The organism is Rhodococcoides sp. S146-33 (assembly GCF_059489205.1).
In genome coordinates this window covers 38,991-63,381 of sequence record NZ_JCAJWY010000010.1, presented here as the reverse complement: position 1 = coordinate 63,381, position 24,391 = coordinate 38,991, and the positions used below count along the sequence as shown (strand labels likewise).

Genomic DNA, 24,391 nt, shown 5'->3' with positions numbered 1-24,391 from the left:
CGTGAAGATCACTCGAACCCCCCGACGCCTGCTGGCCGTCGTCATGGCACTGGCGGTAGTCGCCTCGGCCTGCAGCACCACCACGACCGAAACCGAGACCGGTGGCGACGGGAACACCCCGATCAAGTTGCAATTGCAGTGGTTCAAACAGGGCCAGTTCGCGGGCTATCTGGCGGCCGTCGACCAAGGCTTCTACACCGAGCAGGGACTGGACGTCGAAATATTGGACGGCGGAACGGATATCGTTCCGCAGACCGTGCTGGCGCAGGGACAGGCCGATTATGCCGTCGCGTGGGTGCCGAAAGCGCTCGCCTCCCGCGAGGCCGGGGCGGGCATCACCGACGTCGCTCAGATCTACCAGAAATCCGGAACATTGCAGGTCTCGTTCAAGGATCAGAACATTGCCTCACCCGCCGACCTTCGCGGCAAGACCGTCGGAAACTGGGGCTACGGCAACGAATTCGAGTTGTTCGCCGGCATGACTCGAGCAGGAGTGAGCCCATCCGACGTGACGTTGGTGCAGCAGCAGTTCGACATGAACGGGCTGCTGTCCGGCGATATCGCTGCCGCACAGGCCATGTCGTACAACGAGTACGCGCAGCTGCTCGAGACGGTGAACCCCGCGACCGGCGCCTTGTACACCGCGGACGACTTCAGCTCGCTGAACTGGAACGACGACGGTGTCGCCATGTTGCAGGACGCGATCTGGGCCAATACGGACAAGCTCTCCGACGAGGCGTACCAGGATCAGACCGTCAAATTCCTGGCGGCATCGCTGAAGGGCTGGATCTTCTGCCGAGACAACGTCGAGAAGTGCCGCGACATCACTGTCGCTGCCGGCTCCACACTCGGCGCGAGCCATCAGCTCTGGCAGGTCAACGAAGTCAACAAATTGATCTGGCCGTCGAGTGAGGGCATCGGGATGATCGACGAGGCCGCCTGGCAGCAAACCGTGGACATCGCGAAGACCACGAAGAACGCCGAGGGCTCGACCGTGCTCACCGCTGATCCCGATGCCGAGGCCTACACCAACGAGTATGTCGGCAAGGCATTGGATTTGTTGAAGGCCGACGGAGTGGACGTCACCGGAGAGTCGTACGCTCCGATGGAGGTCATACTGGAGGAAGGCGGCAAGTAGATGGATCACGTGTTCTACTCCTGGTCGGCGCAGGCCGAACTGAACCCGATCACCGTCGAGGGTGCCGAGGGGTCGTGGTTCTGGGACGACATGGGCAACCGATACCTGGACTTCTCGTCACAGCTGGTAAACGTCAATCTCGGGCATCAACACCCCGACGTGGTGGCCGCCATCGTCGAGCAGGCCCAGGTGCTGACCACGATTTCCCCGACGGTCGCCAACGACAAGCGCAGTGAACTCGCCGCGTTGATCGCCGAGCGGGCCCCGGGTGATCTGAACCGAGTGTTCTTCACGACGGGTGGTGCCGAAGCCGTCGAGCATGCGGTGCGGCTGGCGCGTCAGCACACCGGACGCACGAAGATGCTGGCCGCGTACCGCTCGTACCACGGCGGAACCGGAGTTGCGATCGGTCTCACCGGCGAACCGAGGCGATGGGGCACCGAGCCGACCAACGTCGACGTCGTACGCTTCTTCGGGCCGTACTCCTACCGGTCACCCTGGGGCACAACGACTCCCGAGGACGAGACGGCCGCAGCACTGGCACATCTCGAACAGGTCATCGTGCTCGAAGGTGCGCAGAACATCGCCGGACTCATTCTCGAATCGGTCATCGGCACCAACGGTGTGCTGATCCCGCCGCCCGGATATCTGGCCGGCGTTCGGGCGCTGTGCGACAAGTACGGGATCGTATACATCGCCGACGAAGTGATGGTCGGGTTCGGGCGAATCGGCGAATGGTTCGCATGCCAGGCCTGGGATGTGACACCGGATCTGATCACGTTCGCCAAGGGCGTCAACTCCGGATACGTACCCCTCGGCGGGGTGGTGATCTCGGAGAAGATCGCCTCGCAGTTCGACCACAAAGCCTATCCGGGCGGGTTGACCTACTCCGGCCACGTCCTCGGGTGCGCCGCAGGGGTCGCGTCCATCGGAGTGTTCGAGCGCGACAAGATCCTTCCGCACGTGCGTCACGTCGGCGAGGACGTACTCGGAGCGGGCCTGTCCAAGCTGGCCGAATCGCATCCCAGCGTGGGCGAGGTGCGCGGCAAGGGATTCTTCTGGGCCGTCGAACTGGTCAAGGACGGCACGACCCGAGAGCCGCTGGTGCCTTTTGCCGCGTCGGGCAAGGATGCGGCGGCGATGGGCACCGTGACCGCCGCGGCGAAGTCACGCGGACTGTGGCCCTTCGTTGCCGGAAATCGACTCCAGATCGCACCGCCGCTGACGACGTCCGAGGACGAGATTCGTCAGGGACTGGAAATCCTCGACGAGGTGCTGACGGTGGCGGACGGGTTCACCGTCGACGGATGATCACAACACAGCACCGGGGTTGAGGATGCCCGCCGGATCGAGAGCGGTCTTGATCCGTCGGGTCAGTTCCATGACGTCTTCTCCGACCTGATCGGGCAGCCAGGCCTTCTTGAGGCGACCGACACCGTGTTCTCCGGTGATGGTGCCGCCCAACGAAATTGCGAGATCCATGATTGCTCCGAAGGCGACGTTGGCTCGGCGGGTCATGTCGGCGTCCTCGGGGTCGAACACGATCAGCGGGTGGGTGTTGCCGTCGCCGGCATGAGCGATGACGGCCACCAGCACGTCGTACTTCACGGACAGCTCGGCAATTCCATCGACCAGTGCGGGGAGCGCGGGCAGTGGTACTCCGACGTCCTCGAGCAGCAGGCTGCCGAGTCGTTCGACCGCGGGAATCGCGAATCGTCGTGCGGCAGCGAAGGCCTCGCCCTCGTCGGGGTCGTCGGTGGTGAAGACATCCGAGGCACCGGCCTCGGTGCACGCGGCCGCCATGATCTCGATCTCGCGCCCGCGGTCGGCACCGGGGGAGTCGGACCGAGCAATGAGCATCGCTGCTGCCTCGCGGTCGAGTCCCATGTTCATGGCATCTTCGACGGCACCGATGGACGCGCGGTCCATGAACTCGAGCATCGACGGCCGCAAGGTTCGGGTGATGGCCAGAATCGCAGTCGTCGCATCGTGCACGGAGGCGAACGAGGCGACCACGGTGCTGGCCGGAGGTTGCGCAGGGATCAATCGAAGAGTGATCTCGGTGATGATGCCCAGCGTGCCCTCGGATCCGACGAAGAGCTTCGCAAGAGACAGTCCAGCAACATCTTTCAGACGTGGACCGCCGAGTCGGACGGCAGTCCCGTCGGCGAGGACGACCTCGAGCCCGAGGACGTAGTCGGTGGTGACGCCGTACTTCACGCAGCACAGCCCGCCGGCGTTGGTGGCCGCATTGCCGCCGATGGAACACATCTCGAACGACGAGGGATCCGGCGGGTACCACAGGCCGTGCTCGGCCACCGCCTTCTTGACCTCGACGTTGAGCAGTCCGGGTTGTACGACGGCGATACGGGTCACCGGATCGACGGTGATCTCGCGCATCAGTTCCGTGGTGAGCACGATTCCACCGTCGACGGCAGTGGCACCGCCGGACAATCCCGACCCGGCGCCGCGGGGAACGACCGCCACGTTGTGTTCGGTGGCCCAGCGCATGACGGCACGAACGTCCTCGGTGGACTGTGCGCGAACCACGGCCAGCGGGGTGCCGGCGTCGGGATCCTTGGCCCAATCGCGTCGGTATCCCTCGGTGATATCCGGGTCGGTGACCATGGCACCGGCAGGAAGTAGGGATTCGAGTTCGGTCAGGCGGGCATCTGCATCCGTCGTCACCGACATCCGGTTCTCCTCACGTCGAAATGTGACCGTCGCCACTCGAGTCTGCCACGACCGAGAGTGGGGCGCGGACGAGGGACGCCGTCGCGGCTAGCGAGTCACATCAGTAACACCAGCCTCAGGCGTTACCAGATCGATGCGTCGTCGACACGCAATCTTGTAGTTCGCCACGCTAGCGTCCACCTCAGCGAATCTCGCGCCCCATGTGACGCGAGTCGACAAGGAGGCTGCACCATGATCGATCCCGGAAGTGACTCCTGGAACTACGTGGCGGCGATGTTCTCGTACGAATTCCTCGGTGGTGGAGTCGAATACGACACCATCGAGCGGATCCATCGAGGTGACATCGACGAGTGGGTGCAGGCCTTGGCGCACTCCGGGATGTTCGAGAAAGCCACCGTGTCACACATCGCGGACTCGTGGCGAGCGGCACCGCGCCAATTGTTCGACATGCTCGTCCTCGACGCGGACGAGATGACCGCACGACGATGTGCACTGGCGTGGTCGTCGCTCGACAGGCTGGCTCCGCTCGCCCGCCTGGGTTGATCGGCGTTCAGCCACCCAAAATTCGGATCCCCGAATCATCGACGACGATGGCCTGTTCGTCGGTCAAGCCGTGACAGCGAACGCCGTCACGGCGTAGGCGTTGCAGGGTAGCCCATCCCGAATCGTTCTCGTCCAGAACGGAATTCAGGTGGGGCACGATCGAGAAGTCCACCAGATTCAGTCCGTCCCACACCGTCTCGATACCGGTAGTGGGTCGGACCTCGGCGGGATCGTCTGCATCCTCGACTCCGACCAACGACGGAGCCGCCACACACGCACCCGCGCTGTAACCGCCGTAGGCGATGGAGTTTCCTCGCAGACGCTCGCTCAGAATTTCGTCGGCACCGGAACGGGCGAGCTGGGCGCGCAGGACGAACGTGTTGCCGCCGCGAACCCACACCGCACCGAATCCGTCGAGGACACGCGCTAGCGCTGCCGGCTTACCCACGAAGTCGCGTAGGTCCACCTCCGCCGGTCGATACCCGAGAGCGCGCAACGGACCGAACTCGCTGCGGAGCGAGGAATCGCGCGCCGCGGCGGGCCACGCGTCCGACGCGTTCGCGATGACGGCGAGATCGGAGGGCGGCCCGGTGAGTTGGACGAAGGCGTCGGAGTGACCGCCGAATCGGTACGACGACAGGAAGAGTTTCACGTCGTCGGTTCTTCTCTCAGCCGAGTCAGCCCGACACGAACGGCGTCCGCGACACGATCGGGCTCACGTAGGCGACGAGCCACAAAACCGGCAGCGAACCGCAGCCGATCACGGTGCCATCGCGGTACGACGTGCAGATGCAGGTGAAATACCGTCTGAAAGGCGGCCTTGCCGTCGTTGATGACGAGGTTGGCTCCGTCGGCGCGCAGGTCCGAGTGGCGCACCGCGCGCGCCAGGGTGTGTCCGACGCGAAACACCTCGGCGGCCGCATCTGGATGGCTCGAGTTCAGATCGGTGGTGTGCTCGCGCGGAACGACGAGGAGGTGTCCGCGACTGATCGGTCGAATGTCGAGAAAGGCGACGGTGTGGTCGTTCTCGAACACTCGGTGGGCGGGGGCGTCGCCGGCAACGATCGCACAGAAGATGCAAGATTCCACGGGTGTCACTGTAGGGTCCGATCATCAGCGATAGGCCTGTGTGGCGTGCAACACAAATGCGCGTCCCGTCGCCGGGAAATGTCGAACGGACTCGATTCAGAACGAATCGGACAGTGTTCCGGGTACCCGCGGTCTGTTTCCTCTGGCTACTATCAGGGACCTTGTGCCTTGTCGCATGGGTTCGTCCACTCGTCGCAAGTTCGGGGCCGTTGGCCGACATGTGGGCACCATTCAACGCAGGAAGACGGAGATTTGGATACATCGCAGAGCACGGAGAAGGGTTCGGGATCCACGACGGTCGTCGGTGTGGTTCGGGAATCGGGGGAGGGCGAGCGCCGTGTCGCTCTGGTGCCCAAGATCGTTGCGTCCCTGACGGGCAAGGGCGTCGAGATCGTCGTCGAATCGGGTGCCGGTCTCGGCGCTCTGATTCCGGATGAGCTCTACGTCGCCGCCGGCGCGACGATCGGTGATCCATGGTCGGCGGACGTCGTGGTCAAGGTCGCGCCGCCGTCCGATGCCGAGATCGCCAAGCTGACGTCGGGTTCGACGCTCATCGGATTCCTGGCACCGCGTAACGCGGAGAACAGCATCGGCGCATTGAAGGCTGCAGGAGTGCAGGCTTTTGCCGTCGAAGCTATTCCGCGTATCTCGCGCGCCCAGGTGATGGACGCACTGTCCTCGCAGGCCAACGTGGCCGGCTACAAGTCCGTGCTGCTGGCCGCCTCCGAATCGACCAGATTCTTCCCGATGTTGACCACCGCCGCGGGCACTGTGAAGCCCGCGACCGTGCTGGTTCTCGGAGTCGGGGTGGCGGGTCTGCAAGCGTTGGCCACCGCCAAGCGTCTCGGCGGTCGACCGACCGGATACGACGTGCGTCCCGAGGTTGCCGACCAGGTTCGATCCGTCGGCGCACAGTGGCTCGATCTGGGGATCGACGCAGCGGGTGAGGGTGGATACGCACGAGAGCTGACCGACGACGAGCGTGCTCAGCAACAGAAGGCCCTCGAAGAAGCCATCAAGGGCTTCGACGTGGTCATCACCACCGCACTGGTGCCCGGGCGCCCCGCGCCCCGGCTGGTCACCGCCGCGGCTGTCGAAGGGATGAAGCCCGGCAGTGTCGTGGTCGACCTTGCCGGCGAGACGGGCGGAAACTGTGAGCTCACCGAGCCCGGCCAGACCGTCGTCAAGCACGACGTCACCATCTGCTCCCCGTTGAACCTCCCGGCCTCGATGCCCGAGCACGCCAGCGAGCTGTACTCGAAGAACATCTCGGCATTGCTCGAACTCATGTTGGTCGACGGCACGCTCGCCCCCGATTTTTCGGACGAGGTCCTTGCCGGTGCCTGCGTGACACGTGAGAAGGAGAACTGATGTACACCCCGCTGCTCGCGAACATCGCGATCCTGGTGCTGTCCGGGTTCGTCGGCTTCGCGGTGATCTCCAAGGTGCCCAACACCTTGCACACCCCACTGATGTCGGGAACCAACGCCATCCACGGCATCGTCGTGCTCGGTGCGCTCGTCGTACTCGGAAAGGTCGAGGATCCCTCGATCGGCCTGCAGGTCATTCTGTTCGTCGCGCTGGTATTCGGAACGGTCAACGTCATCGGTGGCTTCGTGGTCACCGACCGCATGCTCGGCATGTTCAAGTCCAAGCCCGTCCCCGCCAAGATCGAGAAGGGGGCTGACTCCTGATGGACAATCTCGTCAACATTCTCTACATCGTCGCCTTCGGCATGTTCATCTACGGGTTGATGGGTCTGACCGGTCCGAAGACAGCCGTGCGTGGCAACCAGATCGCCGCTGTCGGCATGTTCGTCGCCGTCGTGGCGACGCTGATCTCCATTCGTGACACCGAGAACTGGATCCTGATCATCGTCGGACTCGTCGTCGGCGTCGCCCTCGGAATTCCGCCGGCGCGCAAGGTGAAGATGACCGCGATGCCGCAGCTGGTGGCGCTGTTCAACGGCGTCGGCGGCGGCACGGTCGCGTTGATCGCGTGGGCCGAATTCCTGGACACGTCCGGGTTCTCGAACTTCAACCACGGTGAATCGCCGACGGTGCACATCGTCATCGGTTCACTGTTCGCGGCGATCATCGGTTCGATCTCGTTCTGGGGCTCGCTCATCGCATTCCTCAAGCTGCAGGAGACTCTGCCCGGCTCGCCGATCACCATCGGCAAGTTGCAGCAGCCGCTCAATGCCCTGCTGCTCATCGGTGCCGTCGCCGCTGCGGTGGTCATCGGCATCAACGCCACTCCCGGCGGCGGAGTATCGCAGTGGTGGATCGTCGCGGTTCTGGTGCTGGCGGGCATCCTCGGTCTGACGGTGGTGCTGCCGATCGGCGGCGCGGACATGCCGGTGGTCATCTCACTGCTCAACGCTCTGACGGGCTTGTCGGCAGCGGCCGCCGGTCTGGCGCTGAACAACACGGCGATGATCGTCGCGGGCATGATCGTCGGTGCTTCCGGCACGATCCTGACCAACCTCATGGCCAAGGCGATGAACCGATCCATCCCGGCGATCGTCGCCGGTGGATTCGGCGGCGGCGATGCAGCTGCAGGCCCGGCCGGTGCCAGCGGCGGAACGGTCAAAGCAACGTCCGCGGCCGACGCAGCAATCCAGATGGCCTACGCCAACCAGGTCATCGTCGTGCCCGGATACGGGCTGGCTGTTGCGCAGGCGCAGCACGCGGTCAAGGACATGGCCAAGTTGCTCGAGTCGAAGGGCGTCGAGGTCAAGTACGCCATTCACCCCGTCGCCGGTCGTATGCCCGGACACATGAACGTGTTGCTCGCCGAGGCCGACGTCGCGTACGACGCGATGAAGGAGATGGACGACATCAACGACGAGTTCTCGCGCACCGACGTCACGTTGGTCATCGGCGCGAACGACGTGACCAACCCCGCGGCGCGCAACGACCCGTCGAGCCCTATTCACGGGATGCCGATTCTGAATGTTGATCAGTCGAAGTCCGTCATTGTCCTCAAGCGGTCGATGTCGTCGGGGTTCGCGGGCATCGAGAACCCTCTGTTCTTCGCCGAGGGCACGTCCATGTTGTTCGGTGACGCGAAGAAGTCGGTCTCCGAAGTGACCGAGGAGCTCAAGGCTCTCTAGTCACGACCGTCGCTCCGAGCGGGTGGGACGCTTCCGGCATCGATTCTCGATGTCAACGGAAGCGTCCCATTTTGCGTTGGACGGCAATGGCCGCCGTATCCAACGGATTGCGTGCTTCGCGGGCAGCGGCATCGGGGGAGTAGAGCATCACGATCGAGCATGCGGGCCACCACACCGAAACGACCAGCAATGCGGCCGCGATCCCGACAATCGATGCGGAACCGGTGATCAGGGCTGCCGCTGCCACCACAAGCGTCGCTGTGGTGCCCAGACCGAGGACCACGGGTCGCCACGCCGAGGAGGCCACCATGGATGCGGCACCGAGCAATGCTGTCGTGGCGACGAGCTGGCCGTAAGGAAGCCCGGTAGGCGCGACGGACGATCCGGCGAATTCACGAGCGAGTTCGCCGGTCACCACAGACCCGATGGTGCAGGCGATCACCACCCCGATCCCGTACGGCAGTTTTCGTAGCACCGCTACCGCGGCGAGGACGGCGACGGCAAACAACACCGTCGTCACATCGATGGCACCGAGCGCGGCGGTGGCCAGTGCTGCGACGGGCGCGGCGTCCGCAGACGTTGGGGATGCCATTTGCGGTGCAGAGATCAGCAGTACCAGTAGCGCGCTCGCGGACAGGCCCGATACTGCCGCTCGCGTGACGATTGCTCGTCGACGCCGATGTGCCGAAGTAACACCCCGTGCTGCGGTGCTTCCGGTTCGATGGGATCTGCGGATCGGTCCGCTCTCGAGGCTCGACGATGACATGACAGCCACAGTGCCCGATCAGCCTGAACGAAGCGTGTGAGGAACTCGAGAGCCCTCTGAATGGCTTCGGTAACGTTTCGGTCACAGTGACACGTTCCGGCACGCCCTCTGGTTCCGAGGCCAGCCGGAACGCGCTGGGTACCGACGCAGATAGGTAAAAGTGCCTCAATGCGGGTGGCAAGAATGTTTTCCGGGGTACGAGCAACCCTCAGGTTCGGTACCGATTCCCACCACTTCGCTGCTCGTGTGCCTGATTCTGGATGGATGCCGTCGGCAGAGGGTGCGGTGTCAGGCCGTCTACCTGGGCGTTGTTGCGTTCGTTGTCCGCGATCACAGCAATTCGTAAAGCAAACTATGACTTCGTTGCAAGGCGTTGATTGGATGGGTCCAAGTGTGTGACGATAGTCACATAGTCCGGCTCACCTAGAGCGAGACCGACCAAAAGGGCGTAGTTTCAGCCGCATCGGAAAACCGTGTTTCGTTGTTACACGCAAATCGGTAACGATCTGAACACGGTATCCGGAGCAAGTCGAAGGCGAACTTCGCCATGAATCGGACGCCGGAAACTCGAAGGAGAAGAACATGACCGCAATGTCTCAGGGACAGCTCGATATGGTCCGCGCGTTCTTTTGCAACGAGTTCCAAGCGGACTCTCTCGATCGGTCCGTCATGCCCGAGCCTACCGCCGAAGCCGTGACCGAGTGGATACATGCGCTGGCCACCAGCGGACTCTTCGCCCCGGCCGAGGTGCACAACATTTCTTCGGTCTGGAATGCCGAGCCGGATGCGCTGGTTGCTTTGCTCGTGGGTGAAGTGGACGAGATTGCCGTCAAGCGTCACGGTGCGTCGGTGCCTGCGGCCGCGATCGCTACCCCGGCGCTGATCTCGGCCTTCGAACGCGCCAGCTGACTCCCTGCCCTCGAAGGGGCCTGCGCTTCGCTACGATCATCCGATTGGATGACAGCAGTCGACGATTCTTCGTCGCGCAGCGAAATGAGGGCACTGAATGGGCGCGGTGGGACTGGACGAAGATGCGGTGTCGACCTGGATCGAAGGATTGGGAATCGGCGCGACGTCCCCGCTGACCTACCGTCGAATCGGAAACGGGCAGTCCAATCTCACGTTCGAGGTCCGGGACGCAGCAGGATCCTCGTGGGTTCTTCGCCGACCCCCGCTCGGACACCTGCTGGCCTCCGCGCACGATGTGGTGCGTGAACACCGAATTCTGTCGGCGTTGCAGAACACAGCGGTGCCGGTTCCGAAAATGATTGCAATGACCGAGGATTCGTCGATCTCCGATGTTCCTCTGGTGCTCATGAGTTTCGTGGACGGTGTTGTGGTCGATTCGGTTGCGGCGGCCGAGCAACTCGACATCGACCACCGTCGCCGAGTCGGGCTCGGTCTGACCGTAGCGCTCGCCGACATTCACCGCGTCGATCTCGAGTCGTCCGGCCTGAACGACCTGGCAAGCCACAAGCCCTACGCCGCTCGTCAGCTCGCCCGATGGACCAAGCAATGGGAGTCCTCGCGCACCAGGGACGTACCCGGGATCGATTCTCTCGCAGCCAGACTCGCAGCCGGCATTCCAGAGCAGCACGAAGTGGCCCTGGTACACGGAGATTTTCACCTCAGCAACGTCATCACCGCCCGCGACGACGGCCGAGTAGCTGCGGTCGTCGATTGGGAGCTGTGCACACTCGGGGATCCGCTGGCAGATCTCGGCGGACTGCTGGCCTACTGGCCACAAGCCGACGACGGGGTCGCGGGCCCGTTCATGGCGTCGACATTGCCCGGATTCCCCACCAGGTCCGAGCTCGTCGACTCGTACGCTCAACACACGGGGCGCGATGTCTCCGACGTCGGATTCTGGCAGGTTTTGGCGTTGTGGAAGCTCGCGATCATCGCGGAAGGCGTCATGCGCCGCATGGAAGCGGACTCGAGAAACAGAGCGATCGCGGGCGGTCCCACCACGACGCTCATCGACGACATCGTCACCCGTGCGGTGAACACCGCCGACGACATCGGCCTGTAGACCGTCAGCTCGCCGAGGTTCCGATCACCAGAGTGCGTGCTGCGCTTCCGATCTCGGGAGGGATGGGGACAGGTCTGCGCGTGACGCCGTCGACGTAGACGTGCACGAAGCGACCCCGGGCTGCCAGTTCCAGCGCATCGTCGTCGGCTTCCCGGAACAGTGCGAGCGAGTACACGATGCTGCGGGTGCCCAACTTCTCGACGGCCAGGCCGACCTGAAGGCGATCCGGGAAACTCAACTCGGACAGGTAACGACACGAGGTTTCCGCCACCACGCCGATCGCCGGGAGTTGCCGGATGTCCACACCCGTCGTCTCCATCAACCAGCCGTTGACGGCAGTATCGAAATACGCGTAGTAGGTGACGTTGTTGACGTGGCCGTAGTGGTCGTTGTCGTCCCACCGGGTCGGCACGGGCCACAGAGCCGGGAAATCGGATGCATGCTCCAACTCGGCCGCGGCGTTCGCCTGATCCGTCATGAACGAGACACTAGCCAGTGTCCTCGGGGGTAGTGGGCACCGGGGACTGCCGACGTAGAACGGACCGCACCACGAGCCCGACGGCCAATGCCCAGAACGCCGATCCGATACCGGCGAACGTCAGGCCGGACGCGGCGACGAGGAACGTCAGAACGGTCGCTTCCCTGTCCGACGGGTGTTCGAGTGCTCCGAACAACGACGCGGCGAGCGTTCCCAGCAATGCCAGTCCGGCAACGGTTTCCACCACTCCGGCAGGTGCAGTGGCCACCAGAGTTGCCAGAGCCGTGGCCAACAGTGCGAGCACGAGATACGAGCAACCGGCGGAGAACGCCGCGATCCATCGCCGCTTCGGGTCCGGGTGTGCGCCGGGATTGGCCGACAGCGCGGCACTGATGGCGGCGAGGTTGATCGTGTGACCACCGGCGAATGCGCCCAGGACGGTACCGGTTCCGGTGACCGTCATCGATGCACGCCACGGGATTCGGAAACCGAACGATGCCATGACGGTTGTGCCAGGAATGTTCTGCGACGCCATCGTGACGATGTACAGCGGTACCGCGATCCCTATCGTGGCCTGCCATGTCCAGTGCGGAACCGTCCAGTCGATTCCGGGAACGAGATCGGACGGCGCGATCGAGGTGACGCTGCCGATCAAGTCTGCGGCGATGACCGCAGCCGCGGCAACGAACGCTGCCGGCACTGCCCATCGGGTGCTGAAACGGAGAACGACGAGCCACACGACTGCCACCGGCGCTATCAGCGCGGGGGAGTCGGCGAAGGCGGCCACCGGAGCCGAGCACAGGGGTAGGAGAACCCCCGCCAACATTGCCTGGGCAAGAGGGACCGGAATGCGCGAGACCAGCGCGCCCAGTCTGGGCCAGAGGCCGGTCAAGACGATCAGGACGCCGACCGTGACGAACGCTCCCACGGCGGCGGGCCACCCTCCGGCCACCACGCCGGTTCCGGCCAGCAGCGCCGCACCGGGCGTCGACCATGCCAAGGTGATGGGCTGTCGGTATCGGCGGGCCAGCCACATCATGCCCAGTGCCTGCGTCACGCACAGCGCCGACAATCCGGACGCCGCCTCTGCCGGGCTGGCACCGACCGCGCGCAACCCGGTCAGCACGACGGCGAACGAGCTCGTGAAACCTACCAACGCGGCGACGATTCCGGCGCTGATGGGAGTCGAGAGTGGAGTCGGTCCGTAGGCGGAATCGGCAGCGGTCACGAGTGTCGATCATGCACGGTCGGTCGCATCTTTCCCAGTGAACGAGTCCGCGATACTCCTCGGGTAGCGGAATACCGTCGAGGTGGTGCCGACGTCGCGTAGTCTTCGGTTGGACCGGACCAGTCCGTACCGCTGGTTCGGCGAATGACCGAAAGGCCGGCGCAGTGGTGATGCCTGTACACCTGAGGGACAGTCAGGTCCCGAAGCACGAACAATTGCGCGCAATTCTGTTGCACCGCTGCACCAAGGAACTCCAGCCGGGCGATCTGATGCCGAGCGAGCGCAAGCTGATGGAAGATTACGGCGTCAGCCGTATCACCGTCAGGGAAGCGATCGGTCAACTCGTCAACGACGGTCATCTGGTGCGCGTGCGCGGCAAGGGAACCTTCGTGGCCAGCCGGACCGTGCAATCTCGTCTGCATCTGGCGTCGTTCTCGGAGGAAATGCGTGCACAAGGATTGACGCCGACAACCGTGGTGTTGTTCGCGCGGCTCGAAAAGCCATCCGCGGCAACGGTGCGCGCCCTGGGGCTGGCCGCCGGGGAGCAGACTTACCACATCAAGCGGCTGCGGCTTGCCGATGCCGAGCCGGTGAGCGTCGACGACGGTTGGTACCGGGCCGGACTGCTTCCGGACCTGATCGATCACGATCTGAGTCAATCGATCTACGAGGCTGTGCGCAATCACTACGGCCTGACGATCGACCGGGCCGAGCAGACCGTCAAAGCGACTGCAGCCGATAGTGATACGGCGACCCTGCTGGGTACCAAGCGCGGCGCACCGGTGTTGTACTTCGACCGCGTCTCCTTCAGCGGTGGTGAGCCGCTCGAGCACGCCGAGAGTTGGTATCGATGCGATCGATACCAACTGTCGATGGAGGTGGAAGGGCAGCGACGCACCACGCCGCGTCGGTGAGATCAGGGCAGCTCGAACAACGGATCACCCGTGGACACATCGGTGCCGACGTACGCGCTCGTGATCGAATCCGGTTTCGAATCCATCAGGACGACGGGCACGACATCGGAGTAACCCGCTGCTGCGATGGCGGCAGGGTCGTAGGTGACGACGAGATCGCCTGCCTGCACCGAATCGCCCTCGGCTGCAACGAGATCGAAGCCTGCACCCTTCATCTTCACGGTGTCTATACCGATGTGCACCAGTACACCTGCCTTGTCGTCGGTAAAGACCACGAACGCGTGCGGATGAAGCTTGAGAATTTTGCCTGCGACCGGAGAACGAACCTCGACGGGACCGTCGCTCGCGGCCGGTCGCAGTGCAACACCGGAACCCACCATCTGTGCGGAGAACACCGGATCGGGCACGTCGGCGAGCGAGATCACCTGGCCGGCAACGGGGCTGAGGACAAGGTTGGCGTCGTTCACAGAATGTCTTCGATGTCTTCTGCGAGCGTATCCGCTTCGGGGCCGACGATGACCTGAACGGCTGTGCCCTTGTGGAACACCCCGTGGGCGCCCGCCGCTTTGAGTGCAGCCTCGTCGACCAACGAGCCGTCTTTCACTTCCGTGCGAAGCCGAGTGATGCACGCTTCGATCTCGACGATGTTGTCGGCACCGCCGAGGCCCTTCACGATCGCGTCCGCCTTGGACATGGTGCGTTCCTACTTTCTTCTCGGCTGCGACCCTGTCGGTTGGATCACAAGTCTGGGTTGACACGAGCTTGCCACCTGGTCAAACTACAACTGGTAATGACCGGACAGTACCCCTGATGGCACTCGGTCACAACAGCGAAATCCACCCTCGAAGGATCAGCCTCGAAGAGAAGGTCGCCATGACCCCGAAGAACACGGACTCGGTCGATACCGAGCCGAAGAAGGACTCCCGATCGTTGGCCGGACTGCAGCGGTTCGGTCGCAGTCTCATGCTTCCCATTGCCGTTCTACCTGCTGCAGGAATCTTGCTCAGGCTCGGCCAAGACGACCTGCTGGGCAGATTCAGTGCGCTCGAGACCGCCGCCGCCGTCATCTCGGCCGCCGGTCAGGCTGTGTTCACCTGGCTTCCCCTGATCTTTGCCGTCGGTATCGCCATCGGCTGGGCCAAGAAGTCGGACGGCTCGACGGCGCTCGCTGCGGTCGTCGGATACATGGTGATGAACGGAGTCTTCACGGCGATGTCACCGGTGGTGCTCGACGGCAAGGTCGATGCCAACGGTGACCCGGCGGTGATCGACTACGGCGTTCTCGCGGGCATCGTCATCGGTCTGCTCTCGGCAATCCTCTGGCAGCGGTTCTACCGTCAGAAGTTGCCCGATTATCTCGGTTTCTTCAGCGGCCGCCGGCTGGTGCCGATCCTGACAGCGATCACCGGTCTCGTTGTCGCCGTCATCATGTCGTTCATCTACCCGCTCTTCTACAGTGCGCTCAACTGGGTCGGCAACACCGTCGCCGATCACAGCGTGGTGGGCAGCGGTATCTACGGATTCGCCAACCGCATGCTCATTCCGACCGGGCTGCACCACATTCTGAATTCCGTGGTCTGGTTCCTCGTCGGCGACTACCAGGATGCGAGCGGTCAGTTGGTGCGCGGCGACCTCAACCGGTTCTTCGCCGGCGACCCGTCCGCTGGAGTGTTCATGACCGGATTCTTCCCGATCATGATGTTCGCACTTCCCGCGGCAGCATTCGCGATCTACCGCAATGCCAAGCCTTCCCAGAAGAAGATCGTCGGTGGAATCATGTTGTCCACCGGCCTGACTGCTTTCGTCACCGGAATCACCGAGCCGCTCGAGTATTCGTTCATGTTCGTCGCCTGGCCGCTCTACATCATTCACGCGGTCCTGACCGGAACGTCGATGGCGCTGACCAATGCTCTCGGAATTCATGACGGATTCTTCTTCTCCGCGGGTGGCATCGATTACCTGCTCAACTACGGAATCGCCACCAAGGCATGGCTTCTGATCCCCATCGGTCTCGTGTACGCGGCGATCTATTACGTGCTGTTCAGCTTCGTCATCAAGAAGTGGAACCTGCGTACCCCCGGTCGCGAGGACGACGTGGTGGCCGAACCGACCCAGGCATGACCGATTCGATCTCGACGACGCTGCGAGGGCGTGTCGTCACCGGTGAGGAAGTCATCGAGGACGGCGTGCTTGCACTGACGGGAGATCGGATCTCGTGGGTGGGGCCTGCACAACTCTGGACGGGAGATGCAGTACCGCAGTCTGATTCGACAATCCTGCCGGGTTTGGTCGATGTGCACTGTCACGGCGGTGCGGGGGCATCGTTCCCCGATTCCGCAGCCGCCGATCTCATGACGGCGGTGCGGCATCACCGCTCCCGCGGCACCACGACGATGCTTGCCTCTCTGGTGTCGGCACCATCCGAACGGCTGATCGGGCAGACGTCGCTGTTGGCCGATCTGTACGAATCCGGTGATATCGCCGGGGTGCACGTCGAGGGTCCTTTTCTGTCGGTCATTCGCTGCGGCGCACAGGATCCGGGCTCGCTTCGCAGCGGTGACACCGGACTTCTGGCGGACATCATCGGCGCGGGCAGGGGAGCGGTCCGGTCGATGACTCTCGCACCGGAGGTCGACGGATTCGCCGCTGTTGCGCAGATGCTGAGAGAGAACGACATCGTGCCGAGCATCGGGCATACGGACGCCGACGCTCTGACCACCCGCCGCGGTATCGAGATGCTGGGGGGCGGCCCGATCACGGCGACGCACCTGTTCAACGGAATGCCGACCTGGCACCACCGAGCACCCGGGCCCGTGAGCGAATGTCTGGCCGCCGCGGCGCGCGAAGGCATGGTGCTCGAATTGATCGGAGACGGAGTACATCTCGCCGACGAGACGGTGCGCGCGGTATTCGATCTCGTCGGCGGTACGCAGATCGCGCTGGTGTCCGACGCAATGGCCGCCGCCGGTATGGTCGACGGCCGCTATCGACTCGGGCCACTGGACGTGACCGTCCATCACTCGGTCGCACGACTGTCTCGTGATGCCGATCCGGAGACAGCACCGATCGCGGGTGGGACCGCGACGGTGTTGGACCTGGTGCGCCGGGCCGTGCAGGACGCCGGTGTGCCGCTGGTCGAGGCAGTGCGGGCGGGGTCGTCGACACCGGCGACGACGATCGGTCTGGGTTCGGACATCGGTCGTCTCCAGCAGGGAATGCGGGCCGACGTGCTGGTGGTCGACGGGACATTCGAGACGGTGCAGGTCATCAGGGGCGGAATCGCGATAGAGGAGGACAGCTAGATGGAGATCGTGATCCTCGACGGAGTGGACGCGGTGGATCGAACAGCCGCCGACATCGTCGAGCGAACAGTCCGGACCACCCGCGAACACACTCCCGTACTGGGCCTGGCGACCGGATCCACGCCGGTGGGCACCTATCGCGAACTGGCGAGACGCCACCGAGACGAGGGGCTGTCCTTCTCGCACTGTCGAGCGTTTCTGCTCGACGAGTACATCGGTCTCGCGAGAAGTGCCGAGCAGTCGTACTTTTCGTTCATTCGAGAGAACTTCGTCGACCACGTCGATCTGGACGACGCCGCGGTGTTCTCACCCGACGGCGAAGCGCACGACATCGCGGCAGAGGCGCAGCGCTACGACGCGGCGATTGCGGAAGCGGGCGGCATCGACGTCCAGATCCTGGGAATCGGCACCGACGGACACATCGGCTTCAACGAGCCCGGGTCCTCGCTGCGATCCAGGACGCGGGTCAAAACGCTCACCGAACAGACCCGTACCGACAATGCCCGCTTCTTCGACTCGCCCGATGCTGTTCCGCATCACGTACTGACGCAGGGCCTGGGCACCATCGACGAGGCGCGTCACCTGGTCTTGATTGCGACCGGCGAGTCGAAGGCAGAAGCGGTGGCTGCCGCTGTCGAGGGCCCGTTGTCGGCTCACTGCCCGGCGTCGGTGATTCAGTGGCACCCGCACGTGAGCGTGTTGTTGGACAACGCTGCGGCGTCGTCGCTGGCTCTCGCCGACTACTACCGATACGCCTACGCCAACAAGCCTCGGTGGCAACACCTCTGAATCAACTGCGGGCGAACTCCGATGCGCGGGTGATCTGTTCGTCCGACGGCCGCACTCCGGTGTAGAGGACGAATTGCTCGGCCGCTTGCAGGGCAATGACTTCGGCACCGGTGATCACAGGCTTGCCGGCCGCTCGGGCCGCCACGATCAGCGGTGTTTCCGATGGCATGGCGACCACGTCGAACACAGCCTGCGCCGCACCGATCTGTTCGTCGGTGAACGGCATGGAATCGGCCCCGGGACCGCCGGCCATGCCGAGCGGGGTGACGTTCACCAACAGATCTGCGGACACTGCCTCGGCAGACCATTCGTAGCCGTAGTTCTCGGCCAGGGCGGGACCGGTGCGCGCGTTACGGGCAACGACGGTGCCGCGGGTGAAACCCGAATCTCGCAGTGCTGCAACGACAGCCTTCGCCATGCCGCCGCTGCCGGTGACGGCCACCGAGAAATCGGATGAGACGGAGTGCGTAGCCAGCAGATTCGCTACGGCCTGGTAGTCCGTGTTGTAGGCGTGCAGAACGCCGCCCTCGTTGACGATGGTGTTGACGGATTCGATGGTGCTCGCCGACTCGTGCATCACGTCGACCAGTTCGATCACGTCCTCCTTGAACGGCATGGAGACGGCGCAGCCTCGAATGCCCAGCGCGCGTACGCCTCCTACGGCGGCGGCAAGATCGGTGGTGGTGAATGCCTTGTAGACGAAGTTCAGGCCCAACTCGTCGTACAGGTAGTTGTGGAAGCGTGTTCCGAAGTTGCTCGGTCGGCCGGACAGAGACATACAGAGCTGGGTCTCACGGTTGAGAAAGCTGCGCGACGGTGCCGTTGACATTGGGATCACCTTACGCCGCGCATGTTGTTGCAACCGATTGGAGAACGCCGCGATCGGCCTCGGTGATCGGTAGTTCGTACTGCGCGGCCACCGTGAGGTACTTGCCCGCGTAGAAGCAGTGGTAGGCCGGGTTCGGTGGCATCCAATCCGACGGTGTCTTATCGCTTTTCGATTGATTGTCGGGCCCGTTGACGGCCAGCAACTCGAACGAGACATCATTCGCGAACAGAATGCGCTTGTCCGGCGGCCACGCGTGCGCACCCATGTCCCATGCTGCGGCGAGCGGGTAAACATGATCGATCTGGACCGCGCTTCCGTCGGACTTGGTGAACTGCACCCTCTCACCGGAGTACGGGTCTGCGAGCGAACCCGACAGGACCACACAGTCGCGGGTGCCTGCCCGGAACTCGATCTCCGTCATCGACAGCGCCAGTACGTTGTCGCGAGTGCCGCACCCGTCGTGGCCGCCCGGCCCGTCGTAATCGTCCGTCCAGGCGGGTCCGAACACGCAGCCTTCGCCGCTCTTGCATCCACGCTCGTACCCGAGGGCGTCGGGCCGAGTCGCGACCACGTGAACCTGGTCCAGCAACTGCTCGATCTGTACCCGGGAGGGGCTGCCAGGTGCAGGCGCGGCAGGGGTGAAACCAGGGATGACGGATCGGTCGCACGATCCGAACGCCGCCATCACCACCGCAGCGATCACCAGCGCCGCCGCTACCCACAGTTTTCTCACACGCATCCCATCATCGATCGTCCGCCGTCGGCCCCCGCGGCAGCAGTATGTCGGTCCGTACCGACACGCCGCGGAATCCGGTTTTCAGGCGGGATTCAGCGAACTTCGACGACGACCTTGCCGAGGAGGTGCCCGTTCTCGACGAGGGCGAGGGCCTCACCTGCGCGGTCGAGCGGGAACACGTTGTCGATGCGCGGGTTCAGCACGCCCGACGCGGTCAGCTCTGCCAACCGTGCGAAGGCGGCGGTCGTGCGATCGCGAGCGACTCCTGAACCACCCCACTCGGATGCCAGCACCGGATCTGCGACGCTCACGATCGGTGTCCCGGACCGTGCGGCAGTGGCTGCCGCACGTAACGTCTCTCCGCCGACGAGATCGACGATGGCGTCCACCGGCTGGGTGACCGCGGCGGAGATATCACTGCCGGAGACGAAAAATCGGGCCCCGAGGCTCTCGATCCACTCCCGTTTGCCCGCGCTCGCCACTGCTACGACGCCGATACCGTCCGCCCGAGCGAGTTGCAGCACGGCCGAGCCGACACCGCCGCCCGCGCCGAGCACGAGAACGGTATCGCCCGAACTTCTGGCCAACTGGCGCAGCGCGTCGTACGCGGTTCCCGCCGCGACCGGCAAGGTGGCCGCCGCGGCCCAGGAGACCGTCTCGGGCTTGTGCGCGGTACTCGATGCGTTGAACACGGTGTACTGCGCGTAACTGCCGTGTCCCGACGCGGTTGCCCCGAATACGTGGTCGCCCACCGAAAAGTCCGTCACACCGGTGCCGATATCGACTACGGTGCCCGAGGCTTCCCGCCCGAGCACGGCAGGCAGAGTGATCTGTACCGTGTCTTTGCGGGTACCTTTCCGCACCTTCCAATCTGCGGGATTGACCCCGGCCGCGCGTACCGCGACGAGAATCTGGCCCGGTCCGGGCTCGGCAACGGGGAACTCGAGGAGGGACTCGGTTTCGGGTCCGCCGTATTCGCTGAAGCCGTACGCGATCATGAGACCACTGTGCCTTATTTTCGAACCGATCGGCACCGTGCGGAGTGGCTTCGTCCGGCTGCCTCACCGAGGTGATGTCGGTGCGTCCTGGTTGGATGGACCGATGTTGCACGGTCTGTGGTCTCCCGGTGCCGGGCTGATGCTGTGGGACGACGAGATCACCACCGGTGACGAGCCCGATCTGCCCTCGGCTCATGCGCAGGTGCTCACCAGAACGTTTCGGCATCGTGCTGCGGTGTCGTTTCCGGCAGCCGGACCTGGTGCGACCGCCCAGGCCCCGGTGCAGATTCCGGCCATCGCGCTCGCGCCGCACGACGCGGCAGACCTGCTGTTGCGAACGCCGTCCCAGCACGCGCTGATCTCCGGCGACCTACGTTTTCTGGCGCACGTCACGCGTGGAATCGAACGATGGGTCCGCGGTGGGCGGGTTGTTCCTGCGCTGAAGCTGATCGACGGGCAGTGGTGGCCACGGTGGCGTCTGGTCGGCGGCGAACGCCAGCGAGCCTGGCTCAGCGAACTCGCCGTGTCGATGCCGTCGGTGCAGCGAGCGAACGAGCGACCGAGAAAGATCCTCGACGACATGGTGGACGAGCTCACCGATCCGATCGTCAGATCGCTTCTCGGCAGGCCCGACTCGGAACATCCGCTGCTGTCCGCGTTGGTTCGTGACGACCCGTACAGCGATGGCAATCAGCAGATCTCGACCCTGTTGGACAAGTGGCGGGCAAGCCTCACCGTCGACGAGCCGTCTCTGGTGTTGCGTCTGCTCGAACCCGATGACGCCGAGACCGACGCCGACACCGACACCGACGAGTCGGCGGAGTCGTTCTGGACCTTGCAGGTGTGTTTGCGGGCAGACGGCGAAGCTCCGCGGCCGGTTCCGATGAGCCGCAAGGTCGATGCCACGCTGCTGTCGATCGCCGTGCGCAAACTCGGCGAGGCAGTCGCCGCATACCCGAGGCTGCGGGATGTGCCTTCTCAGGAAGGCACCCTGGATCTGTTGCTCCCCACCTCGGTCGTCATCGATCTGGTCGAACACGGTGCGATGGCGCTTCAGGCCACCGGCACGACGGTGTTGCTCCCGCGAGCCTGGACCAGGCTGGACCCATCGATGAGGTTGCGCGTCGAGTCACCCGCAGTGACCAAAGCTGCCGCTGATCGCGCGGTCGGCATGGACGAGCTGGTGTCCTACGACTGGCAGCTCCAACTGGGCGACATGGTGCTCACCGAAGCGGAGATGAACAGGCTCGCCGTCTCGAAGGGTGACCTGGTTCGGCTTCGTGGTCAGTGGGTGTTGGCCGACGGCGGTCAGCTCGCACGAGCAGCGAAGTACGTCGCGGAGCATCACAGCGACGGAACCGCGTTGAGCACGCTGATGCGGGAGATGACGCTGGCCGACCCGCCGCCTGCCCCGGTCCAGGACATCCGGGCCACCGGCTGGGCGGCCACGCTGCTCGAGCCCGGCGCGGTACCGGAGACAATCCCCGTGCCCGACGGCGTCGACGCCGTGCTCCGGCCCTATCAGCAGCGGGGACTCGACTGGCTCGCGTTCATGAGCCGGCTCGGTCTCGGGGCGGTGCTCGCCGACGACATGGGTCTGGGCAAAACACTGCAGGTGCTCACACTCCTTGCCCACGAACAACATCCGAAGCCGACGCTGCTGGTGGCACCGATGTCGGTGGTGGGCAACTGGCAACGCGAGGCCGCGAAGTTCACGCCTGCACTTCGGGTCCTCGTGCACCACGGCCCGGCTCGGTCGAAGGGCGACGATCTCGACCGAGAGATCGCCCAGCACGACCTGATCGTCACCACCTATGCGCTGATGGCAAAGGACCGCGCGCAGCTGTCGGAACAGATGTGGCGACGAGTGGTACTCGACGAGGCGCAGCACATCAAGAATGCCGGCACAGTTCAAGCGAAGGCGGCGCTCGCCATCCCCGCGGAACACAAGCTAGCCCTCACCGGCACGCCCGTGGAGAACCGCCTCGACGAGCTCAGATCCATTCTCGATTTCGCCAATCCAGGAATGCTGGGAAGGCCGTCCGATTTCCGGAAGCGGTTCTCGGTGCCGATCGAGCGTGAGAACGACGAGAACGCCGTCTCACGTCTGCGGGCCATCACGTCGCCGTTCATTCTGCGACGGGTCAAGACCGATCCGACGGTCATCTCGGATCTGCCCGAGAAGAACGAGATGACGGTGCGCGCCAACCTCACCGCCGAGCAGGCTGCGCTGTACAAGGCGGTCGTCGACGAGATGATGGCGCAGATTGCCGATGCGAAGGGTATGAAACGCAAGGGTGCCGTCCTCTCCGCACTCACTCGACTCAAGCAGGTGTGCAACCACCCGGCCCATTTCCTGTCCGACGGATCGTCGGTGCTGAAGAGAGGTCAGCACCGGTCCGGCAAGATCGGGCTGGTCGAGGACATGCTCGATTCGATTCTGGGCGACAACGAAAAGGTGTTGTTGTTCACGCAGTTCAGAGAGTTCGGCGAGCTCGTGGCACCGTATTTCGCCGATCGTTTCGGAGCCGAGGTGCCGTTTCTGCACGGCGGAGTGAGCAAGACCAAGCGCGATGCGATGGTGGAGAGGTTCCAGGGCGACGACGGTCCACCGATCATGATGCTCTCGCTGAAGGCGGGTGGTACCGGGCTCAATCTCACTGCCGCGAATCACGTTGTGCACCTGGACCGGTGGTGGAACCCAGCGGTCGAGAACCAAGCGACGGACCGGGCCTTCCGCATCGGACAGCGTAAGAACGTCGAGGTACGCAAACTGTTGTGTGTCGGGACGGTGGAGGAGCGAATCGATTCGATGCTCGTCTCGAAACAGGGCCTGGCAGATCTGGCGGTGGGCACCGGGGAGAGCTGGGTGACCGAAATGGATACCGCGGAACTGCAGGAGCTGTTCCGGCTCAGCGAAGATGCGGTGGGTGAGTGATGGTCGACTTCTCGCAGTACGGAAAGCGTCGAAAAGCGAAGGGCGGCATCGAGTCTCGAAACAAGCGCGGAGCCTTCGGGCAGACGTGGTGGGGTAGGCACTTCGTTGCTGCGATGGAGGACCTTGCCGATCCTGGTCGTATCGCGCGGGGGAGGACGTATGCGCGTCAGGGGCAGGTTCTCACTCTCGGTGTCGAACGTGGGCAGATCTACGGCGAGGTGCAGGGCAGCCAGCTCGAGCCGTTCTCGGCCTCGGTCACCGTCGAACCGCTGACCTCCGGTGAAGTGGACGCCCTCGTCGCTCGGGTGAGATCGAATCCCGGGATGCTGGCCGAATTGGCGTCGAATGCCATTCCGCAGGCGTTGGCCTCGATGTTGCTGCCACACGACAAGGGCCAGCTCGATTTCGATTGCACGTGCCCCGACGACGGGTGGCCGTGCAAGCACGCGGCGGCGCTGATGTACATCGCAGCCGAACACATCGACGCGTCCGCGGCGACCATTCTGACCCTGCGTGGAGTGGACCTCGACCAGCTGATCGAGGGCGTGGGCGATGGAGGCGACGACGTCGATGCCGACGACTGGTTCGCCGATCGTGCGTCCTTCCCCGACCTTCCGCAGGTGACGTTCGCGCCTGCGATCGAGGACCTCGACCCGCTGATCCTGCGTCGGGTCTTCCGCGCCGACGGATCGCCCGAGGCGGAGGTCAGCCGAGCGTGCGCCGATCTGAGGCAGTTCTACGACCGAATGTGACCGGATCTGGACTTACGTGGACATCCGACTATAGGATGGGCGTACTTCAA

Annotated in this window: 25 protein-coding genes; 14 read left to right on the top strand and 11 right to left on the bottom strand. The window is 64.0% G+C overall.

Features of this window, described 5'->3' with window-relative positions; genetic code table 11:
- Position 1: 1 nt before the first annotated feature.
- Positions 2–1,138, top strand: coding sequence for an ABC transporter substrate-binding protein (locus tag AC5WEY_RS24730; protein WP_495647928.1), 1,137 nt, complete (start codon positions 2–4; stop codon positions 1,136–1,138).
- Entirely contained in the window at positions 1,139–2,449 is a 1,311-nt protein-coding gene (locus AC5WEY_RS24725) for an aspartate aminotransferase family protein (RefSeq protein WP_495647927.1), read from the top strand. It begins immediately after the preceding gene.
- Here the strand turns inward: AC5WEY_RS24725 and AC5WEY_RS24720 are convergent, their stop codons facing one another.
- Entirely contained in the window at positions 2,450–3,832 is a 1,383-nt protein-coding gene (locus AC5WEY_RS24720; protein ID WP_057477829.1) for an FAD-binding oxidoreductase, read from the bottom strand. It lies immediately after the preceding gene.
- Positions 3,833–4,063: 231 nt separating this feature from the next.
- On the opposite strand from AC5WEY_RS24720, the gene AC5WEY_RS24715 reads away from it, so the two are divergent.
- Complete coding sequence (locus AC5WEY_RS24715; RefSeq protein WP_495647926.1) at positions 4,064–4,375, top strand: hypothetical protein; 312 nt, start codon at positions 4,064–4,066, stop codon at positions 4,373–4,375.
- Positions 4,376–4,382: 7 nt separating this feature from the next.
- Here the strand turns inward: AC5WEY_RS24715 and AC5WEY_RS24710 are convergent, their stop codons facing one another.
- Both AC5WEY_RS24710 and AC5WEY_RS24705 read right to left on the bottom strand, forming a co-directional pair.
- Positions 4,383–5,027: a Type 1 glutamine amidotransferase-like domain-containing protein gene (locus tag AC5WEY_RS24710; protein ID WP_495647925.1), complete on the bottom strand. Its 645-nt coding sequence runs from the start codon at positions 5,025–5,027 to the stop codon at positions 4,383–4,385.
- Positions 5,024–5,464, bottom strand: coding sequence for an HIT family protein (locus tag AC5WEY_RS24705; RefSeq protein WP_094704251.1), 441 nt, complete (start codon positions 5,462–5,464; stop codon positions 5,024–5,026). The genes AC5WEY_RS24710 and AC5WEY_RS24705 overlap by 4 nt, the downstream gene beginning before the upstream one ends.
- Before the next feature lie 252 nt (positions 5,465–5,716).
- Between AC5WEY_RS24705 and AC5WEY_RS24700 the strand changes: the two genes are divergently transcribed.
- Genes AC5WEY_RS24700 through AC5WEY_RS24690 form a run of 3 tightly spaced genes read left to right on the top strand, consistent with a single transcriptional unit; the run spans position 5,717 to position 8,579 of the window.
- On the top strand, positions 5,717–6,835 hold the full coding sequence (locus AC5WEY_RS24700) for a Re/Si-specific NAD(P)(+) transhydrogenase subunit alpha (protein ID WP_057477833.1): 1,119 nt from the start codon (positions 5,717–5,719) through the stop codon (positions 6,833–6,835).
- Positions 6,835–7,158 (top strand): NAD(P) transhydrogenase subunit alpha part 2, encoded by a 324-nt coding sequence (locus AC5WEY_RS24695; protein WP_057477834.1) that lies wholly within the window; start codon positions 6,835–6,837, stop codon positions 7,156–7,158. The genes AC5WEY_RS24700 and AC5WEY_RS24695 overlap by 1 nt, the downstream gene beginning before the upstream one ends.
- Positions 7,158–8,579 (top strand): NAD(P)(+) transhydrogenase (Re/Si-specific) subunit beta, encoded by a 1,422-nt coding sequence (locus tag AC5WEY_RS24690; protein WP_094704252.1) that lies wholly within the window; start codon positions 7,158–7,160, stop codon positions 8,577–8,579. The genes AC5WEY_RS24695 and AC5WEY_RS24690 overlap by 1 nt, the downstream gene beginning before the upstream one ends.
- 52 nt (positions 8,580–8,631) lie before the next feature.
- Here AC5WEY_RS24690 and AC5WEY_RS24685 read toward each other — a convergent pair whose 3' ends face one another.
- Positions 8,632–9,345 carry a hypothetical protein gene (locus AC5WEY_RS24685; protein WP_495647924.1) on the bottom strand — a complete coding sequence of 238 codons (714 nt, stop codon included), beginning with the start codon at positions 9,343–9,345 and terminating at the stop codon, positions 8,632–8,634.
- 582 nt (positions 9,346–9,927) lie between these two features.
- On the opposite strand from AC5WEY_RS24685, the gene AC5WEY_RS24680 reads away from it, so the two are divergent.
- Positions 9,928–10,254: a hypothetical protein gene (locus AC5WEY_RS24680; protein ID WP_057477837.1), complete on the top strand. Its 327-nt coding sequence runs from the start codon at positions 9,928–9,930 to the stop codon at positions 10,252–10,254.
- Between the two features lie 97 nt (positions 10,255–10,351).
- Complete coding sequence (locus tag AC5WEY_RS24675; RefSeq protein WP_057477838.1) at positions 10,352–11,377, top strand: phosphotransferase family protein; 1,026 nt, start codon at positions 10,352–10,354, stop codon at positions 11,375–11,377.
- Positions 11,378–11,381: 4 nt separating this feature from the next.
- Here the strand turns inward: AC5WEY_RS24675 and AC5WEY_RS24670 are convergent, their stop codons facing one another.
- Entirely contained in the window at positions 11,382–11,855 is a 474-nt protein-coding gene (locus AC5WEY_RS24670; protein ID WP_495647923.1) for an acyl-CoA thioesterase, read from the bottom strand.
- 10 nt (positions 11,856–11,865) lie between these two features.
- Positions 11,866–13,083 carry a benzoate/H(+) symporter BenE family transporter gene (locus tag AC5WEY_RS24665; RefSeq protein WP_495647922.1) on the bottom strand — a complete coding sequence of 406 codons (1,218 nt, stop codon included), beginning with the start codon at positions 13,081–13,083 and terminating at the stop codon, positions 11,866–11,868.
- A gap of 170 nt (positions 13,084–13,253) precedes the next feature.
- On the opposite strand from AC5WEY_RS24665, the gene AC5WEY_RS24660 reads away from it, so the two are divergent.
- Positions 13,254–13,997, top strand: coding sequence for a GntR family transcriptional regulator (locus AC5WEY_RS24660; protein ID WP_442970955.1), 744 nt, complete (start codon positions 13,254–13,256; stop codon positions 13,995–13,997).
- A gap of 2 nt (positions 13,998–13,999) precedes the next feature.
- Here AC5WEY_RS24660 and AC5WEY_RS24655 read toward each other — a convergent pair whose 3' ends face one another.
- Both AC5WEY_RS24655 and AC5WEY_RS24650 read right to left on the bottom strand, forming a co-directional pair.
- Positions 14,000–14,464 (bottom strand): PTS sugar transporter subunit IIA, encoded by a 465-nt coding sequence (locus AC5WEY_RS24655; RefSeq protein ID WP_495647921.1) that lies wholly within the window; start codon positions 14,462–14,464, stop codon positions 14,000–14,002.
- Entirely contained in the window at positions 14,461–14,691 is a 231-nt protein-coding gene (locus AC5WEY_RS24650) for a PTS sugar transporter subunit IIB (protein WP_032378914.1), read from the bottom strand. Before AC5WEY_RS24650 ends, AC5WEY_RS24655 begins: the two co-directional genes overlap by 4 nt.
- Before the next feature lie 179 nt (positions 14,692–14,870).
- Between AC5WEY_RS24650 and AC5WEY_RS24645 the strand changes: the two genes are divergently transcribed.
- Genes AC5WEY_RS24645 through nagB form a run of 3 tightly spaced genes read left to right on the top strand, consistent with a single transcriptional unit; the run spans position 14,871 to position 18,088 of the window.
- Positions 14,871–16,118 (top strand): PTS transporter subunit EIIC, encoded by a 1,248-nt coding sequence (locus tag AC5WEY_RS24645; RefSeq protein ID WP_495647949.1) that lies wholly within the window; start codon positions 14,871–14,873, stop codon positions 16,116–16,118.
- Positions 16,115–17,299 (top strand): N-acetylglucosamine-6-phosphate deacetylase, encoded by a 1,185-nt coding sequence (locus tag AC5WEY_RS24640; RefSeq protein WP_495647920.1) that lies wholly within the window; start codon positions 16,115–16,117, stop codon positions 17,297–17,299. The genes AC5WEY_RS24645 and AC5WEY_RS24640 overlap by 4 nt, the downstream gene beginning before the upstream one ends.
- Positions 17,300–18,088, top strand: a complete 789-nt coding sequence (nagB, locus tag AC5WEY_RS24635) for a glucosamine-6-phosphate deaminase (protein ID WP_495647919.1) — start codon at positions 17,300–17,302, stop codon at positions 18,086–18,088.
- Position 18,089: 1 nt separating this feature from the next.
- Here nagB and AC5WEY_RS24630 read toward each other — a convergent pair whose 3' ends face one another.
- The 3 genes from AC5WEY_RS24630 to AC5WEY_RS24620 form a co-directional block, all read right to left on the bottom strand.
- Complete coding sequence (locus tag AC5WEY_RS24630) at positions 18,090–18,917, bottom strand: shikimate 5-dehydrogenase (RefSeq protein WP_495647918.1); 828 nt, start codon at positions 18,915–18,917, stop codon at positions 18,090–18,092.
- 10 nt (positions 18,918–18,927) lie between these two features.
- Entirely contained in the window at positions 18,928–19,656 is a 729-nt protein-coding gene (locus AC5WEY_RS24625) for an HNH endonuclease family protein (protein WP_495647917.1), read from the bottom strand.
- An 89-nt stretch (positions 19,657–19,745) separates the two neighbouring features.
- Positions 19,746–20,651 (bottom strand): NADP-dependent oxidoreductase, encoded by a 906-nt coding sequence (locus tag AC5WEY_RS24620; RefSeq protein ID WP_495647916.1) that lies wholly within the window; start codon positions 20,649–20,651, stop codon positions 19,746–19,748.
- 103 nt (positions 20,652–20,754) lie between these two features.
- Here AC5WEY_RS24620 and AC5WEY_RS24615 point away from each other — a divergent pair, with 103 nt between their 5' ends.
- Both AC5WEY_RS24615 and AC5WEY_RS24610 read left to right on the top strand, forming a co-directional pair.
- The gene (locus AC5WEY_RS24615) at positions 20,755–23,589 is read left to right on the top strand and encodes a DEAD/DEAH box helicase (protein ID WP_495647915.1); all 2,835 of its coding nucleotides are present in this window, start codon (positions 20,755–20,757) and stop codon (positions 23,587–23,589) included.
- Positions 23,589–24,341, top strand: coding sequence for an SWIM zinc finger family protein (locus tag AC5WEY_RS24610; RefSeq protein ID WP_495647914.1), 753 nt, complete (start codon positions 23,589–23,591; stop codon positions 24,339–24,341). Before AC5WEY_RS24615 ends, AC5WEY_RS24610 begins: the two co-directional genes overlap by 1 nt.
- The last annotated feature ends 50 nt before the right edge of the window (positions 24,342–24,391 follow it).